This is a genomic window from Persicirhabdus sediminis (assembly GCF_016595495.1).
Taxonomy (GTDB): domain Bacteria; phylum Verrucomicrobiota; class Verrucomicrobiia; order Verrucomicrobiales; family Akkermansiaceae; genus Persicirhabdus; species Persicirhabdus sediminis.
Genome location: NZ_JAENIM010000044.1, coordinates 194,310 through 210,957 on the forward strand (window position 1 = coordinate 194,310; position 16,648 = coordinate 210,957).

At 49.0% G+C, this 16,648-nt stretch carries 11 protein-coding genes; 8 read left to right on the plus strand and 3 right to left on the minus strand.

What is annotated here, in order from left to right:
- Positions 1-112: 112 nt before the first annotated feature.
- From JIN82_RS14215 to JIN82_RS14240, 6 genes are all read left to right on the plus strand, one after another.
- Positions 113-1,525, plus strand: coding sequence for a lysophospholipid acyltransferase family protein (locus JIN82_RS14215; RefSeq protein ID WP_200312326.1), 1,413 nt, complete (start codon positions 113-115; stop codon positions 1,523-1,525).
- Positions 1,526-1,534: 9 nt separating this feature from the next.
- Positions 1,535-2,638, plus strand: coding sequence for a glycosyltransferase family 4 protein (locus JIN82_RS14220; protein WP_200312327.1), 1,104 nt, complete (start codon positions 1,535-1,537; stop codon positions 2,636-2,638).
- Positions 2,639-2,724: 86 nt separating this feature from the next.
- Positions 2,725-3,231, plus strand: coding sequence for a septal ring lytic transglycosylase RlpA family protein (locus JIN82_RS14225; RefSeq protein WP_200312328.1), 507 nt, complete (start codon positions 2,725-2,727; stop codon positions 3,229-3,231).
- Positions 3,232-3,309: 78 nt separating this feature from the next.
- Positions 3,310-3,981 carry a DUF4230 domain-containing protein gene (locus JIN82_RS14230; RefSeq protein WP_200312329.1) on the plus strand — a complete coding sequence of 224 codons (672 nt, stop codon included), beginning with the start codon at positions 3,310-3,312 and terminating at the stop codon, positions 3,979-3,981.
- A gap of 59 nt (positions 3,982-4,040) precedes the next feature.
- Positions 4,041-5,219, plus strand: coding sequence for a cysteine desulfurase family protein (locus JIN82_RS14235; protein WP_200312330.1), 1,179 nt, complete (start codon positions 4,041-4,043; stop codon positions 5,217-5,219).
- 405 nt (positions 5,220-5,624) lie between these two features.
- Positions 5,625-10,079, plus strand: coding sequence for a glucoamylase family protein (locus JIN82_RS14240; protein WP_200312331.1), 4,455 nt, complete (start codon positions 5,625-5,627; stop codon positions 10,077-10,079).
- Between the two features lie 20 nt (positions 10,080-10,099).
- Here the strand turns inward: JIN82_RS14240 and JIN82_RS17625 are convergent, their stop codons facing one another.
- Positions 10,100-11,674, minus strand: coding sequence for a S16 family serine protease (locus tag JIN82_RS17625; protein WP_200312332.1), 1,575 nt, complete (start codon positions 11,672-11,674; stop codon positions 10,100-10,102).
- A complete protein-coding gene (locus JIN82_RS14250; protein ID WP_200312333.1) occupies positions 11,656-12,396 on the minus strand; it encodes a SpoIIAA family protein in 741 nt (246 codons plus the stop codon). The genes JIN82_RS17625 and JIN82_RS14250 overlap by 19 nt, the downstream gene beginning before the upstream one ends.
- Before the next feature lie 218 nt (positions 12,397-12,614).
- Between JIN82_RS14250 and JIN82_RS14255 the strand changes: the two genes are divergently transcribed.
- Complete coding sequence (locus tag JIN82_RS14255; RefSeq protein WP_200312334.1) at positions 12,615-14,408, plus strand: chloride channel protein; 1,794 nt, start codon at positions 12,615-12,617, stop codon at positions 14,406-14,408.
- Here the strand turns inward: JIN82_RS14255 and JIN82_RS14260 are convergent.
- Complete coding sequence (locus JIN82_RS14260) at positions 14,405-15,523, minus strand: DNA alkylation repair protein (RefSeq protein WP_200312335.1); 1,119 nt, start codon at positions 15,521-15,523, stop codon at positions 14,405-14,407. The genes JIN82_RS14255 and JIN82_RS14260 overlap by 4 nt on opposite strands.
- Before the next feature lie 132 nt (positions 15,524-15,655).
- Between JIN82_RS14260 and JIN82_RS14265 the strand changes: the two genes are divergently transcribed.
- A complete protein-coding gene (locus tag JIN82_RS14265) occupies positions 15,656-16,579 on the plus strand; it encodes a transporter (RefSeq protein WP_234042051.1) in 924 nt (307 codons plus the stop codon).
- Positions 16,580-16,648: the final 69 nt, after the last annotated feature.

The window sequence follows — 16,648 nt, forward strand, 5'->3', positions numbered from 1 at the left end:
TTTGTTGGCGGAATTGGAATCGCCAGTTCGAGCCTTCTTGCGTGACAGCTATAGGTAGGTAAGTGTATGCTGCGCCCACCCGCGGCAGGATGCCAGCCGGGTTGTCAGAGTTGTGAGGAAAAAGTACCCATGGATAAAAAGGCTGAGCTGGAAGTTTGAATACGTTGTTATACGTATTTTAGAATTCTTTCTCAGTTTGATGAAGCTTGAGACGGTGTTCAAGCTCGGCCTCGCGCTGGGCGGGATCAGCTGGCTAGTTTTGCCGAAACGTAGGCGCAATGTGTTGCGTAACCTGCGCATTGCTTATTGCCATGAAATGGATGAATCGCAGATCAAAGACCTGTCGATAGAAGCCTTCCAATATACGGGGGCAAATATGTTAGCGTCGATGAAAACCGCGCTGATGACGATAGAGCAACTGCGGGAAATTGTCGAAATCGAAGGGGTCGAACATTTTGAAAAAGCCCAGGAAAAAGGTACTGGCGTGATTTTATTTCTCAGCCATATGGGCAATTGGGAAATCCTCGCTCAGCTGGGTGCCATGCTGAGCCCTGAGACTAAACCTGGTGCGCTCTATCGCCCGCTCAACAACCCGTACATGAACGAGCTGATCAAGCGCCGCCGCTCACGCAAGGGCACGGTGGTTTTTGCTAAGGGCGCAGCGCTCTCAGCGATGACTGATCACTTGAAAGAAGGTGGAATGTTAGGCATTCTGGCGGATCAACGCGGTGGCCACCATGGCGTGGCGGTATCATTTTTCGAAAGACTAACATCAGTGAGCCCGCTGCCAGCCGTGCTTCACAAACGATCAAAAGCTGCCATGGTGGCACTCTCGCTAGAGACCACTGAAGATGGCATGTGGAAAATCAAGTTCCAGCCGCCGATTGATGCTGAGGGCAAAGGAATCCGTGAGCTGAGCGCTGAAATGGGTAATGCTGTGGAACAATCTATCAGAGTTTCGCCTAGAGATTACTTCTGGCTGCAAGATAGGTGGAAGTTAGACCGCTGGTTGCCGCTTGGTCAGTACAGCAAGCGCGGCATGTTTATCGCTAAGGATGCGGTATTGCAGCCATTTCACGTTTATCTATTTCTGCCAGCTGATAGATCGCAGCTGGAGGCAGCCATGCCAGCTGTTGCGGAGATGAAACATTTCCGCCCAGACGCTTGTGTGCATTGTTTGGTGCAGGCTGAGCACGTCGAGTGGCTGCGCAGATACGATGCCGAGTTAGATATTTTTCCATTAAGCAATCGGGCACTTCAGGACAGAGACGAGCTGGAGTCATTCAGCAAGCGACACGTTGAAGGTGTCGAGGTTATTTTGATGTTTGAGCCCCGCGCTGATTATGCTCGTGTCTTGCGAGACGTGCTGCCAGATACGAAAATCTGTGGCTATGATGACCCAACAATGCGTGAGTTTCTCAGCTTCCCGCATCCTCCTAAGCCAGAAATCGCCTTCGGTTCTGAAGAGTATTATATCGAGCTGTGCACGCGCAATGGCATGCGTCATCAAACCAAAACTAATTGAATTTCATAGATGAAGGTATTGCAAATATTGCCAGAGTTAGAATCTGGTGGCGTCGAACGTGGAACGCTCGAGCTAGCAAAGTATCTGGTAGGCCGAGGCGATGAAGCTCTAGTAGTTTCTAACGGCGGAAGGTTGGTCGACGAGCTGGAATCATTTGGCTGCCGTCATATTCAGCTGCCAGTGCATAAAAAATCGCTCAGTTCACTCACCCAGGTGAAGGTGATGCGTAAGCTGCTAGAGAGCGAGCAACCAGACATTGTGCACCTGCGCTCACGTGTGCCAGCATGGATTACCTATCTAGCATGGCGCAAGATGGATCCAGCTAGCCGGCCACGTTTGGTGAGTACGGTGCATGGCTTCTATTCGGTCAATGCCTACTCTAAGATCATGACCTGCGGTGAGCGGGTCATCGCTGTCTCTGATAGCGTGAAGGAGTACATCCTAACGAACTACCCTAAAACTCAGTCTGAGTTGATTCGTGTGGTGCATCGTGGCGTGGATCCAACGGACTACCAGTTTGGCCATTTACCTGAAAAGAGCTGGCGCCACCAATGGTATGCTGATTTTCCTGAGACTAAGGGCAAGGTACTACTCACCTTACCTGGCCGCATCACTCGCCTCAAAGGGCATAGTGATTTTTTACAAATTCTAACTCAGCTGAAAAAACGTCACTCAGCCGTTCACGGAGTGATTGCTGGCGGGGCTCATCCACGCAAGCAAGCATACCTCGATGAGCTCAAGCAGATGGTCGCTCAGGCGGGTCTATCTGAATCGGTGACCTTCACTGGTCACCGTTCTGACTTGCGAGAGATTCTCGCCATGTCGGACGTTGTGCTCTCGTTAACATCGCAGCCAGAGTCATTCGGTCGTACGACTCTAGAAGCGCTGTGTTTGGGAACGCCTGTGCTGGGATACGAACACGGTGGTGTTGGAGAAATCTTGAGTGCCATTTTTCCAGCTGGAAAATGTGCCTCTGGTGATGCGAAAAAGGCTGCCCAGATGATAGATGGCTGGTTGATTAATGGTATGCCCGCGCTGGAGGAGAAGAATCCATTCACGCTAGAGAGAATGCTCAGCCAGACGGTCGAGGTTTACAACGAGTTGTTAGCCTAGCTGGAGGTTTTATTTTCTAGCTAGACCAAACGCTTGGCGTGCCTTTAGGCTTGAAATTGTGGGAGATAGTCCGCATGAAATGAGTCATGAAATGGTTCAGACTTTTGCTCATAGCTGTGATGGTTCCTCTTTTGTTAGCATCTTGCGGAGGTGGATACAATGGCTACATGCAGCGTCCATATACGATCAAAGGCGTGCGCTATCAGCCGATGAGTGTGGATCAGGCACTACGTTATAAAGAAGAGGGCATTGCTTCTTGGTACGATGAATCTAGCTTCTTAGGGCTCAAGCGCGGCAATACCTCGATAGGTGAAAAAGTCTATCCGTGGCACGTTTCCGCAGCCCACAAAACACTGCCGCTTCCAGCTGAGGTGAAGGTAACTAACTTGCAGAATGGTAAATCGCTGAAGATGCGTGTTAACGATCGCGGGCCATTTATCAAAGGGCGCATTATCGACCTAACGCCACGTGCGGCCAAGAAGTTGGGATTTCATAAAGATGGTCTAGCTAGGGTGAGGGTGGAAACTGTTAGCGTGGGCGACGGCAAGTACAAGCGCAAGGTGAAGAAGAAGTGGTTCTTTGGCCTGTTCTAGGATGCGAGCCAGCCAGTTAGCGGAAGATCGGTAGATTTTAGACGCGACAGCGGCGGTGATTTTAGTCAAATTACCATCATGGCAGATTATGAACAAACTGAGAAGAGTGAGTCTCGACGGTCACCTCACACGGTGATTTGGTCGCTCTGTGGTGGCGTCGCGCTGCTAATGGTTGTTGGATTTTCCTGCTTCCACTTTTTTGTTGCCAAGCCAGTGCATGATAGTGCCAGCCGCGGGATCAGCTTGATAGAAAAGGCGGCCTCTGCGATGGGTATCGTGTTTAATGAGAAGGTAGAGATCAAGGGGAATACCGCCGTTCTAGCAAAAGCAAAGATCGAAGAGTTAGCTGTCTGCCAGCGCAAGACGCAGGTGATTGTGAAATACAAAACCCAGTGGTGGGGCAGTGAGAAAATGCTTATCGTTAGGGGAGACTTTCTTGTCAAAGCTGGATTTGATCTCAGCGCGGGCGGCCAGTGGAGCATTATTGACGGTCGCATGAGTGGAGATTTTCCCGAGGCAAAAGTGCTCAGCGTCGAGCCTGTTGGAGATTTTGAAATCTACTACTCACAGGGTGGCATCATCAACCAGCTATCTAGCGAAGACCATTTGCGAGCCTTTAATGCGTTGAAAAACCAAGCCCGCCGCGATGCTGAAAACAGCGATATTATGGACGAGGCTAGCGGTATCTTACGGCAGAGATTTCGCGATCTAATGGATGGCCAACTGCTGTGGGAAGAACAGCTACCATAAGCGAAGCCGTCGGCCTAATGGCACTGGAAATTACTAGCTGGCTGTGTTATTGATCAGCCGTGATTTATCTAGACTCCAACGCAACCAGCCAGATTCACCCAGAAGTGGTGGATGCCATGCTGCCCTATTTGCGCGATCACTGGCACAATCCATCTAGCGGCTATGCGGCTGGTAAGCTGGTAAAGCAGGCGCTCAGCCAGGCGCGTGAGCAGGTGGCTGCTTTGATCAATGCCCAGCCAGACGAGATAGTTTTCACCGGCTGTGGTACGGAGTCTAACAATGCAGCGCTGGCATCTCTGATAGACATGGCGGGGAAGAAAAAACGCTTGGTGACCAGTACGATTGAGCACTCTGCGATCTTGCGACCATCTGAGTACTACGCCCAGCTGGGTTACGATGTGGAGAAAGTTGCCGTTGGCCATGACGGGCGACTCGATTTGTTAGCTTATGAAGAAAGTCTGCGCGCCGGCAATGTGGCGCTCAGCTCCATCATGTGGGCTAATAATGAGACAGGTGTGATACAGCCGATGGATGAAGTTTCTGCGCTGACGCGTGAGCTCGGCGTGCCGCTGCATACCGATGCCATTCAGGCGGTGGGGAAAATGCCCGTCGATGTGCAAAAAACACCAGTCGATATGTTGTCGCTCTCGGGACATAAATTTCACGCACCCAAAGGCGTCGGCGCCTTATATATTCGCCGTGGCGTCAGGTTTCAGCCGATGCTGCGTGGTGGCGGGCAAGAAGCTGGCCACCGTAGTGGTACCGAAAATGTGGCTTCTATCGTTGGCCTCGGCAAGGCTGCTGAGATTATGAAATCCCGGCTGGATAATGACCAGCACGCTGGTGTTCGCCAGCTGAGAGATCATTTTGAAAGTCGTTTGTTAGCCGAGCTAACTGGTGTGCGGGTTAATGGCAGTCTTGAGCACCGTGCAGTGAGTACCTCGCATCTATCATTTGAGAAATGTGATGCGTCAGGTTTGTTGATTTTGTTAGAGGAATACGGAGTACTTTGCTCAGCTGGAAGTGCCTGCATGACGGGGAAAACCAAACCGTCACACGTGCAGACGGCGATGGGCCTGAGCTCCGCTCAGTCTAAGAGCAGCTTGCGCATTTCGTTCTCTATCTTTACTGAGAGAGAGCAAGTGGACGCCGCTGTGGAAGCGGTCAAAAAGGCCGTTAATAAGCTACGCTCGGTGCAGGGTGGGAGTGGTGTCGGGCCAGTGATTGTGTACACATAATGCAGCTGGAATCTGGCTATAAGTATTTGTATACGGGTAGCGTGAGGTGCTCAAAACTCATGCGTTTTCTGCCGGACGTCAATCGTTTGTTTTTCGAGCGCGTCTCCTAACACTTCTGTGTAATGGGCAACTGAAGCCTTTAACATCAGGCTTTTCAGCGTCATCTGACAGGGGTGGTGTTGAAGAATGGGTTGAGTTCGTTTGCACGCTGAGTCATGATGCTGCTTTCGCCTATGGCTATCATCTTGATATCTTTGCGTGAGTTGATTAACAAGGCTCTAGGGTAGATCTAGACGAGATCCAGCATCTTCTAAAAAAGTCAGATGTCATGTTTGAGGAGGCATGTTTGCAGCTGCTGAAGAAGTCATTTTTATCCTGCAAAAATGACTCATATTGCGCATGTTCATGGTGAAAAAAAATACAAATTATCTTTGTGCTCTAGTGGCTTTGTTTAGCTCTCTAGCAATATATGGTGTGTTGGCGTCACCGCCGGAGTATTATGATATTAATACGGCTTCGGAGCTCTCTAACTCGACCACATTATATGGATTCGAAGCAGAGGAGATTGCTGGCGTAGAAATAAGTATTGGAGATGGGCTAGAGGCTCGACTTAGCCGCAGTGAGCATAGTGGAGCACCCTACGTAGCGGAAGGGGATTACAGTATGGTGTTGAGCTGGCAGGCCGCTGGCACGTACGAGATCAGCATTGATTATATTCGCGATCTCATTCCCTTTGCCAATGAGCATCGACTGCAGCTGGATTGTTATATTTTTAATGAGGGGGTTATTCCTCAGCAGCTTAGCTTATCACACGATAGACTAGGAGAATTCTCCAACATCACAGGTTTGAAAAGCAACTGTTGGAATACACTAACATTCCGCACCGAGACCGTAAGTGATGAAGTGGCGAATGGTAAGTTTATTATCCGTTTTACAGCTGATGCGGCAGGCTCGCTGGCCTTAGATAATTTCAGAAATACCTCATTGCGACCGAAGATCTATCAGGCTAGCGGACATGAAAAGCGTTGTGATTTAAGATGGAGTAACGCTCAGACTACTGGTTTTAGCCGCTATAATGTTTACCGAGCGTCGGTTGGTAGCGATGACTTTGAGCTGATAGAAAATAACTACGTAACTGCAATCATACCAGCTATCAGTGATCATGTGGGCGAGAATGACGTGAGCTACGTCTACCGTGTTGGTGCATTGATCAATGGTATTGAATATCTATCCGATGATTGGACGGTTACGTCGAGAGCTGAGACAGATGATGAGTTTCTTGAAGCAGTTCAGGTAGCGACTAGCGGAAGTTATTGGATTAATAGTAACCCGAGAAGTGGACTATCTAATAATTACCAAATGAGCTCGGTGAATATTGGTGCTAGCGGGTTCACTCTTGCCTCCTTGCCGGTGATGGTGGAGCGTGAATATATCACACGTGAGGCTGCTGCTAGAAGGGTGTTAACAGGAGTGCGTTTTCTAAGCTATCAGGCGGAACGTTACCAAGGTTTTTTTGCCCATATTTTAGATTCCAATACGGGACAACGAATTGGCGGCAACTACGATGTTAGTGAAAACTCCTTTCTCGTTCAGGGTTTATTGACCGTTTCTAGCTATTTTAATGGATCTTCCGCTGAGGAAGTAGAAATTCGCCAGCTAGCTGATCAAATCTACCGTGATATCGATTGGTACTGGGCACTACGTGCGGAAGAAACGGATGCTCGTCGCTTATGGTGGGGATACAATGAGACTGATGGCTGGAATATCACGATCGGTGGCTATCACGAATCATCTGGTTCCTATTTGCACGCCATTGCTTCGCCTACCCACCCAATCCCTGCTGAGCGCTGGCACGATGGCTGGGGGTCCTACAGAAATGGTGCAAAAATCTACGGACATCGACATTGGTTTTCTAGCCTGGAGAGGGCATTGTTTTACGATTACATGACGCTCCTAACATTGGATCCGAATTTTTCTGACAATAACGGAAATTATTTCAATAATGCTAGAAATGTGACGTTGGCGCACCGTGAGTACCATATTGAAAATCCATTTGGCTTTCCTAACTATGGCGAAAATGAATGGGGGCAAAATGCCGTAGTTCTCAATAATACCTATTTTCATAACCGTCCATGGACTAACGATGTGGGTAATATTTCTCCTTATGGCGTACTAGGAATGCTGCCATACGCCCCAGAGGTTTGTTTGCCTGCGATTAGGCATATGTACGATCAACACAGTGAGAAGATCTATAACTCTTTGGGTTTCACCTTTGGCTATAATATTCAAGAGGGATGGTATAACATGAATGTTAGTAGCATCGATGCTTACATGCTGACAGGAGTGATAGAAAATTATCGGACTGGGTTAATATGGCAATTGTACATGAATAACCGATCAATTCACGATGCTATGGAGCGTATAGGTATGAGCCAGCATGCCGAAGCTGGGCTTAAGCTGAAGCTCTATCATGATCCAGGAAGCTGGACAAATGAGTTTCCCGATTTGGATAGTTTAGTGCCTATTGATGAGGAGGTAGTGCCAATACCCTCAAAGCGTTGGCGCAACCAAGAGGAAGATTTTTGTCAACGCTACGAGGGACATTTGATGATCCACACGGGTGGTGTCTATACGCTCTCTTTAGACCTCAAACGTGCCGCTGTGTTGAGCATTAATGGTGAGGTAGTGATAGATGAAAGTAGTTTTCATGCTTCGCTTAGAACCGTTACGGTTGAGTTAGACTTGCCAGCTGGCAGCCATGAATTCCAGCTAGATTATTTCAACAAATACCATTGGGGCTCAAGCGAATTGAAATTGCATTATCAGGGGCCTGACTCAGCGGATGAAATGCAACGTATCCCGGTGACTGCATTTCGCCAGCCGTCTTGGCAAAACTCTGCGCCACAATGGCATGGAGCTAATGTGTCGATGGCTAGAGTGGGTGAATCATTTAGTGTGGAGCTGCTAGCTACTGATGCAGATGGGGACAAGATGACCATTTCAAGCCATGACTTACCTAGCTGGCTGGAGTTGATAGACCGCGGTGACGGGCAGTGTGAACTCATCGGTACAGCGAGTGCAGATGATGTTGGAGATTTGCAGATTGATCTGCTAGCTGATGACGGCAGTGAGCAGAGCAGCAAGTCATTTTCATTGCAGATTCTTCCTTTGGTGGACAGAGATCCAGCTATCATCCAGTTAGCCGAGGCCTCGCCAGGGACGGTTTTTGAAGGCGAAACTACAAGCTTATCCGCGCTAGCGGTAGATCCTGATGGTGATGCTATCAGCTACCATTGGGAAATGGTTAGCGGCGTGGGTGAAGTGCATTTTCCTAATGGTCCCAATGGATCTGAAGTTCTAGCTAGCTTCAGCAAACAAGGCGACTACGTGATGGAAATGAGCGCGAGCTCAAACGGCAAAACCGTTCGCACTCGCTGTGTGGTTGAGGTCATCGACCATGATGTAGACCTTTATTATGACTTCAATGGCAGCCAGCCTGGTTTTGGCATTGATGAGACCAATCTTTTCGAAGTTAGTTTATTAGAGGATACTTGGACTGCTGACATTAACGGTCTAACGGGTCATGTGAATCCAGGTAATTATGATCATCTTTATTTTGTGCTAGAGGGGTCTGGCAGTAATACCTTTAACTTTAACAATTACGGCCAGATCAAGCTATCAGGAATCACTACAGACCGAAAAGAGGGCAGCAATGCTTCTATAGGTCGCCTGCAAAAGACTTCAGGTGGTGAGGAGTCTATCTTGTGGTCAGAGGGGGCTAGCTTCACATGTAATATTGAGACTGGTTTGTGGTGGAATCTAACTACAATAGGTGATTTTGATAAACTGGGGCCAGCGGCGCTTACGTTAGGTGACTCACATGTGAAAATCAACGGCAGGGTATCCGTGCGCGAGGGAGATCTTAAAGTGAGAAGCGTAACGACAGTAGGTGAGACATCACATGTATCTTTGTATGGTACTAATCTGCTGCTGTGGGATCGAATTGATGACAATGGACCGGTGGTATTGAGCATAGGAACTATCGGAGGTAGTGGCTCGGTAGCGGCGTATGGCGATACGGATATGGACCTCAGCCAGCTAACATTCACGACCACGGGGTTTGATTTTCGCAATTCGTATGCCGGTGATGTATTGCTGCTAGACGGCACTTTTTCTAGTCAGCTAACGGCAGGTTCACATAGTTACTTCGAGCTGGAAAAAACGATGGGGGAAACATCGGCTGACCAAGTGAAGACAATAGCTGGTCTGCCTGAAATCCAGCTGGCTGGAGCGATGACGGCTAGCTTGTTAGCTGGCAGCGATTCATTGCAAGCGGGGGATCGTTTCACATTATTCTCAGGTGAGCTGAGCGGTGGATTTTCGCAAATGAACCTACCTCCTTTGATTAGCTGGTTGGCGTGGAATAGAGATGATTTTTCTAGCAGTGGTGTGCTAGCAGTTGACTGGACGGAGGCATCCGATCCTTATCGAGAGTGGTCTGACGAGCACGGTCTGGAGCTAGGCCCCGATGGTGACGATGATGGTAGCGGGGTAAGTAACTTGGCGGAATACCTATTTGGTGGCGACCCTAATAACCCTCACGATAACGGCAAAATGCAGCAAGTGGATGTTGTTGACGGGGTCATTGAGTTTACTTTTTTCGAGCGCATTAACGACCCAAGTGTTCGCTACTCATTCAGCCAGAGTAGTACATTGGAGTTAGACTCTTGGTCTGAGATCAAAGAGCTCAGCCGTAGCGCAGGAGAAATCGACGGTGATTTTCAAGAGGTCACCTATCGATTTGCCATGGATGCTAACGAGAGCCGTTTGTTTATCCGCGTAGTTGCTGAGATTTTCTAATGGCAAATTGAATGCGCTGCTTATTCAAGCATGAGCTCCTCGCGGATTTCTTGGTTGTTGAGCAGCTTGTTGCGCTCGCTTTGTAGCTGGCTGATGATTTGGTTGATCTCGCGGGTTTTACCTGTCGTTAGCTGGCGTCTATCAGCATTGCTGCGGAGCCACTGAGCGAGTTTGATATAAGCGTTACAGTAGTCGTTAGTGCGACGATCTAGCTTAGCTTTAATGCGGTTGAGATCGTTGATGATGCCAAAGGTATCATTGCAGATAGGGATGCCATTAGAGCTTCCTGACGTATCTTGTACGAGCTCAGCTGCTTTGATTTCAATAGCATTCAGCGAGCCGGCGATGGACAAGCGGCTAGGTGCACGGCCTCTGGCTTCGGCGAGTAGAATTTCCGCAGAAACACAGTTAGGCGTATTGGCTAGAACTTCTTCCAGCTTCTCGATGACCTTTGGATGTTTGATGTTGTTGGGGTTTTGGCGCAGAGCTTTGGCAACTAGTGCAAAGTCATCAATTGACTGTCTGACTGCTGGAGATCGCTCAAGGCGTGCAATTTCCAATGCTTCGTCAAACTTCTCGACGGTGAAGATTTGAATATCGTAAATCGCATTTTGCCCTTGGTTGATGTAGGCGTCGATGGCTGATTGTTTATTGATGTTGGGGATGGTGGCTATTGGCACACCTTGGTGGCGAGCGCCGCGTAGCTTAGCCTCTATACCACCAACTTTTTGCACTTCACCAGTGGCCGTCATATCGCCAGTACAGGCGAAGTTAGGGTCTAGCTTAATTCCGGTAACAATGGATTCACACATCAAGGCGCATGCCACGGCTGCTGATGGGCCGTCTTTTCCTGAGTACTTATCGGCAAAGGCGAGTTCGATTTTCACCCCTTGAGGAAGGGTACTTTCATGGCGGATGTGCATGAATTTTTGCACTTCCTGAGTGGCGGCATCCATCATGTCGCCGACTTCTTGGTTAAAGATTACTGAGAGACTTTTGCTGCTGTCTTTCACGACCGTAGCGTTCATTTGCGATGCGCTTCCTGCTAGGCTGTTATTTTTCAAGGTGACTACTAGCAGGCCTTTGATGCTTGATTGTGATAGCTCAGGTTCAGCTGGCGTAAAACCTGCTGAGGCAGCTGGTTTTTGTGCGATTGCTGATGAGGTCGCGGTGGCTGGAGTGGCTGTGTCTACGCCATCTTTTTTCAGCTTGGCGAGTTCCGCTTCGAGGTCTTTTACCTGTCGGCGCAGTTCGTTGTTAGTCTGCAGTAGTGCGCGGTAACGAGCGTAGATATCAACTTCTGATTTATTGTCGGATTGGGCCAAAATGGCCTGTGGGCTGAGTGCTGCAAAGCAGACGCAGCTAGCGAGAGCGGTGGTGAAATGATGCTTCAAGGCCATGATGAAAATTGCGTTGATTGGCTGACGGGCGCGATCTGCCTGAAGCATATCGGCATCTGCTGCTGATGGGAAGCGTGGAGTCTGTGTGCGCACGCTGAGCTCCGCGGTGCAGACAGCGCGGAGAAATGCGCTGTTTGCTAGGAGCTGGCTGGAAGTAGCTTGCTGCTTGCGTTTCTCTATTGGTGTGATGACCACTTCCAGGCTTCTTCTAGCTCCCTGCGCTCAAAGAAGCGTATGTCAGCGCCGTCTTTTGGCAGGTGGAAATCGGGCATGATTTTGGTCCAACTGGTTGGTAGCACAACAGCAAGCCGGTCGATGTTGTGGTATTGGTCGATGCCAAATTTTAGATCCTCCCACATGGCGCCAAACTCAATGCCTTCGAGTAATTTGATCTCTACCAAGTAGTTTGTTTTGTGATTGTTGTCGAGCTGACCTTGCAGGTCGGCTAACATTTTCAGATAGGCATCGCGGGTAATTTTGCCGTCGACTTTAATCCACATGACATTTGGTTCTCCGTAGAGTTTGCAGCGGATGTCTACAGCCGCTGAGTTTGGCGACTCAGTGAGCCATGCTGTGGCGCTATCTTGTTGTCCTGCGGCAAATGGTTTGAGCTCGCATGAGACAAAATGTTTGAGCAAATGTGGCGCAACGCCGAGAAGATTATTGCTAGTGAGGATGGCTAGGCGGCGGATTTGATGATGGTGGTTTTGGACAAACTTTAAATGAGTTGTTAGCCCTTGAAAGTCTTGCCATCCTGAGAAATCAGAGGCGTCGATGAGCACGCCATTAAGTTGATTGTTTTCAGCTAGATAGGAATCGACGTCCTTAACCAAGGGGGCAAAATCTTCAGCTGAGAGTTTACCGTCAGGTCTAATTTCTAAGATACTAGAGTGCGCATGGAGATGATAGTAAATCATGATAGATTACTATGCACCTGAGCGCTGGTGAGGTCAAAAAAAATGGGCCGCAGTGGGCATTTTTCTAATTATCTAGGCGAGCTGGAATTCGCAAAATCACTAGAGCCATGGCTTTTTTGGCAGCGCTTAGCGGTAGAAGTGATGATATTTTGATTAATAGTCAGCATTATGAGTTGAGACTGGTAAAAAGTAACGGATGTTATACGAGCATTTTAGTCATGACACGTAAGCAAGCTCATTTTATTGCCGATTGGATGCGCTCTCGGTTTAGTGACCCACAGCGCTTTCTCATTCTGTGTGTGACTTGCGGGTTGCTCTGCGGTCTAGCAGCAGTGGCGTTCCATTTGTCGATTCACGGCTTATTCCACGCTCTGTGGGAGACCGCTGAGTCATTGCCGCAGTGGCAGTTTATTTTGTTAATGCTGGCGGCACCTAGTTTTGCCGGCTTGGTGGTGGGTGTGGCTACTTGTTATTTTGCTCCTAACGCAGTGGGCAGCGGCATCCCGCAGACGAAAGAAGCGTATTATAACTACGGCGGGAAAATTCTATCAGCCAATGCAGGTTGGCGATTTATTTTAGGATCTATCTACTGTGGTCTGGGTAACAGCCTGGGTCGTGAGGGGCCAACAGTACATATGTGTTCGGCGATTGCATCACGCCTCGGGCGCATGGCATTTCGCAAACCAGAGCGAGTGCAGGCGATGATTCCTGTGGGCATGGCGGCAGGGATTGGTGCGGCATTTAATGCTCCATTGTCAGCGATCACATTTGTTTTTGAGGAATTGCTAGATAACTTTTCCATGAAGGCGCTGGGTGGCATTGTCATCGCAGTGGTGATAGCAGCTGCGGTATCGCGGACGATTTTGGGTGAAGAACCCGTTCTCTCTGGCCATCTGGCCCAAGATTTCCAAACCTCCCTGTGGATGCTAGTGGCGATCCCATTAGGTTTGATCGCCGGATTACTCGGCCATGCATTTGTCAGCTCGGTGGTTTCTGTGCGTGGTAAAATCAAGCAGTCGAAAGTAGTGGTGTGGATTCGCCCTGCGATTGGTGGGTTGATCTGCGGTATGTTAGGCTTGGTGGGTTTTTACCTAACTGGAGCGATGGGCCAAGAGCAGAATACTGTATTCTCGATCGGTTATGAGAGTTTGAACCTCGCCTTCGAGGCTGAATTGGTTGTCGGTATTTTGATTGCTTTGTTAGTGCTGAAATTTTTTGCAGTGATCTGCAACTACGCGACTGGCGGTAGTGGTGGTTTGTTTTCCCCTACTTTATTTCTCGGCGGCATGTTGGGAGGCATCGTTGCCTATGGATTGATGAAAGTTCACGCTTGGTTTCCTATCTACGGCATGCCGGACTCGAAGGAAGTCATGGGAGGCTGCGTTTTGCTAGGGATGGGCGCTATGTTTGCTGCGGTGATCCGCTGCCCCTTCACTTCACTGATTATCATTTTTGAAATCACAGGCAACTACTCACTTATTCTGCCATTGATGGCGGGTAACATGTTAGCCTGGCAGTTAGCTAAGCGCTTCCACGAGATGCCACTTTACGATCGCTTGCTCGTGCAGGATGGCGTTTGCCTGCGCCAGTTTAATGCCTACCGTGGCGAGCAAGATTACGCTCACATGTCGGTCAATGCGATCATGACAAGTGAGCCGTACACCCTGTATGCAGCTGGAACAGCGGGTGAATCACGCCGCTTGATTAAGCGCTTGGATTATTGTTATCACGGTTACCCAGTGCTCGATGCTTGTGGCGACCTGATGGGGATTGTCACCCGCCACGACCTAGAGGATGCGGAGGCAAATGCTGTGTTAGTAGAACTAGTAAGGGGGCAGGATTTGCTAACGATCACTCCGGAAACATCGATCAAGCAAGCGGCTAACAGCATGATAGCCAGACACATTTCTCAGGTGCCTGTAGTTGCCGAAGATAATCCCAAGAAGTTGATAGGCCTGCTTACTTTAAGTGATATTGCTCGCCAGCAGAACGCGCAGAACGAGATCTTCTAGCAATCTGCTACTTGCAGCTGGAACTTACCATTGGCAACGACTTTACCGTTGAGAATGATCTCGAGGTGATGCTCGCCAGGGTAGTATTTGCGGGTGGTAATGAGCTTAAATGAATGTGATTTTTCTAGCTGGATGACTTGGCCTTTCTGGGCATCTACTACTTTGCCTTTAAATACTTTAGCGCGTCGTTGGCCATTGGCTTTGACAAAATGAATGGCGTAGTCGAGCGCAAGTTTTTGCTCAGCCATAGACTTGGCGGAAAACGTCATCTGGACGGCTTCACCGATACGTATTGATGTTGGCTGGATATCTAGCTGGCAATGGCTAACATCTGGCTGGCTGGAAAATCCAAGTAGCGAGAATACCTCTGGGTGGCCTTGTTTGATGAGGCTACGCATGCCATGTTTGACGATCCAGCTTGAGTATTTAGAAGGGTTGTTAGTGGTCCAATCACGAGCAATTTGCAATGCTGTGGCGGGGTGATCTTTGCTGATGTCGTTGAGGTGGTTGGCTACTGATTTTCTAACGTAGAGCGAATCGTCGTGGCGTAGAGCATTGAGAATGTAAAGGCATTTTTGTGGATCTTCAATGTGTGGTTTGAGCTGCTCACCCCAAGGTAGACGTGGCCGCGAGCCTTCGCTGGCGAGTCGGCGGATGTGCTCGTTGTCTGAGTGAATCCATTGCTCTAACTTTTGATGGGAAATTTCAGCATGTTGGAGGATGAATGGACGAATGGCAAATTCAGCGGTGAACATCTGGGTGAGCTCTGCTAGAGTATCTAGCGCCAAGCTTGGTGAGTGGAGCCCATAGCTGGCGTGATAGTCTATCAGCGGCCAAGCTGCAAATGGGCTATAGTTCCAGGAATCATCTGCGGTCCAGTGATTAGGTAGCTGGATCATTAGCTGAGCAGCTTTTTCGTAGTCAGCTGGTAGATGCTGGTGAAGTGCTCCAATGATGTGATGAACACGCTGTTTGAGGCTCAGTGGCTGCAGGCCAGTTAGTGCCTGTGAGCGAAACGAGTCGGCTTCGAATTGAGGGTCGCAGCTGGTCAGAGCAAGGGCGATGCGATCGATCGCTTCTGCTGCCAGTCCATCTTTCATGAGTAAGGATGCCATGGTGAATTGGTTCAAGCTAGTCTACCTGATTGATAATGAAACCGAAATTAGAATTAGATCAAAGGCTTGTTTGTTGATTGGTGATTGGTTAATACGCGGCAGGGCAGATAGCAAAAAGGCAAAACGATGAGTATGAGCAATCAAGGAAAGAAATGGGTCTTAGTGGGGTTAGTACTGGCCATGGTTACTAGTTGGTGTGCTGCGCAAGAGCTTGTGCCACGGAGATGGAGTCATTTGCCGATCAACAAAAACTTTGGTGGTGTTGGTTATGTTTATACGGAAGCGGATATTTATTTAGACCCCGTATTATTAGCTGAGGATGTGACGATGAACCGAAACTCGATGGCTATTTCCTACATCCGTAGTTTTGAGTTGTTAGGCAAGTCCGCGCGAGTTGATTTCACCCAAGCCTATCATGATGTGCGCTGGCAAGGGCTTGTCGATGGTCAGCCAACTACAGTTAGGCGTAATGGTCTCGGCGATACAGCTTTGCGCATGGCGGTGAACCTCTACGGCGCGCCGCCGCTAGAAGGCATGGCTTACAAAAAATACCGTGAATCAGTGTACGACTGTGAGACGGTCGTAGCGTGTGGTCTAGCGGTGCATCTACCAACGGGCCATTACAATGAGGACAGACTGATGAATATTGGTTCCAACCGCTTCACCTTTCGCCCTCAGTTAGGTATTGTGCATCAGCGTGGACCATGGTCATTTGAGACGACGGGCTCCTTATGGTTTTACTCAGACAATGATGATTTCTGGAATGGGAATGAGCTAGAATCGGATCCACTTTTTGCCGTGCAAGGGCATGTGGTTTATACCTTCAAGCCGGGCTTGTGGACCAGTGTGAGCTGCGGCTACGGTTATGGCAGTGAGGCTACGGTAAATGGGATAGAGAAAAACAATACGGGCAAGAATATGCTGTGGGCGTGGAGCGTTGGATATTCATTGACGCGCGAGCTGGGAGTGAAATGTGCCTATGTTGGCAGTGAGACATTAACCGAGCATGGATTTGACAGCCATAGCTTTGCTGTCAGCTTGTCTTATGTCTGGTGATACTTGTTAGCGTGCACAATTTGTCGCCATTGGGATTTCTTTCAAAATCCACAGAAAAATAATCTATCG

What these genes read in the sequence shown, in the direction of transcription:
- JIN82_RS14225 (WP_200312328.1), top strand. Translation starts at nt 2,725, where the DNA reads ATGAAATGGTTCAGACTTTTGCTCATAGCTGTGATGGTTCCTCTTTTG.
- JIN82_RS14255 (WP_200312334.1), top strand. Translation starts at nt 12,615, where the DNA reads ATGACACGTAAGCAAGCTCATTTTATTGCCGATTGGATGCGCTCTCGG.
- JIN82_RS14250 (WP_200312333.1), bottom strand. Translation starts at nt 12,396, where the DNA reads ATGATTTACTATCATCTCCATGCGCACTCTAGTATCTTAGAAATTAGA.
- JIN82_RS14265 (WP_234042051.1), top strand. Translation starts at nt 15,656, where the DNA reads ATGAGCAATCAAGGAAAGAAATGGGTCTTAGTGGGGTTAGTACTGGCC.
- JIN82_RS14220 (WP_200312327.1), top strand. Translation starts at nt 1,535, where the DNA reads ATGAAGGTATTGCAAATATTGCCAGAGTTAGAATCTGGTGGCGTCGAA.
- JIN82_RS14240 (WP_200312331.1), top strand. Translation starts at nt 5,625, where the DNA reads ATGGTGAAAAAAAATACAAATTATCTTTGTGCTCTAGTGGCTTTGTTT.
- JIN82_RS14230 (WP_200312329.1), top strand. Translation starts at nt 3,310, where the DNA reads ATGGCAGATTATGAACAAACTGAGAAGAGTGAGTCTCGACGGTCACCT.
- JIN82_RS14260 (WP_200312335.1), bottom strand. Translation starts at nt 15,523, where the DNA reads ATGGCATCCTTACTCATGAAAGATGGACTGGCAGCAGAAGCGATCGAT.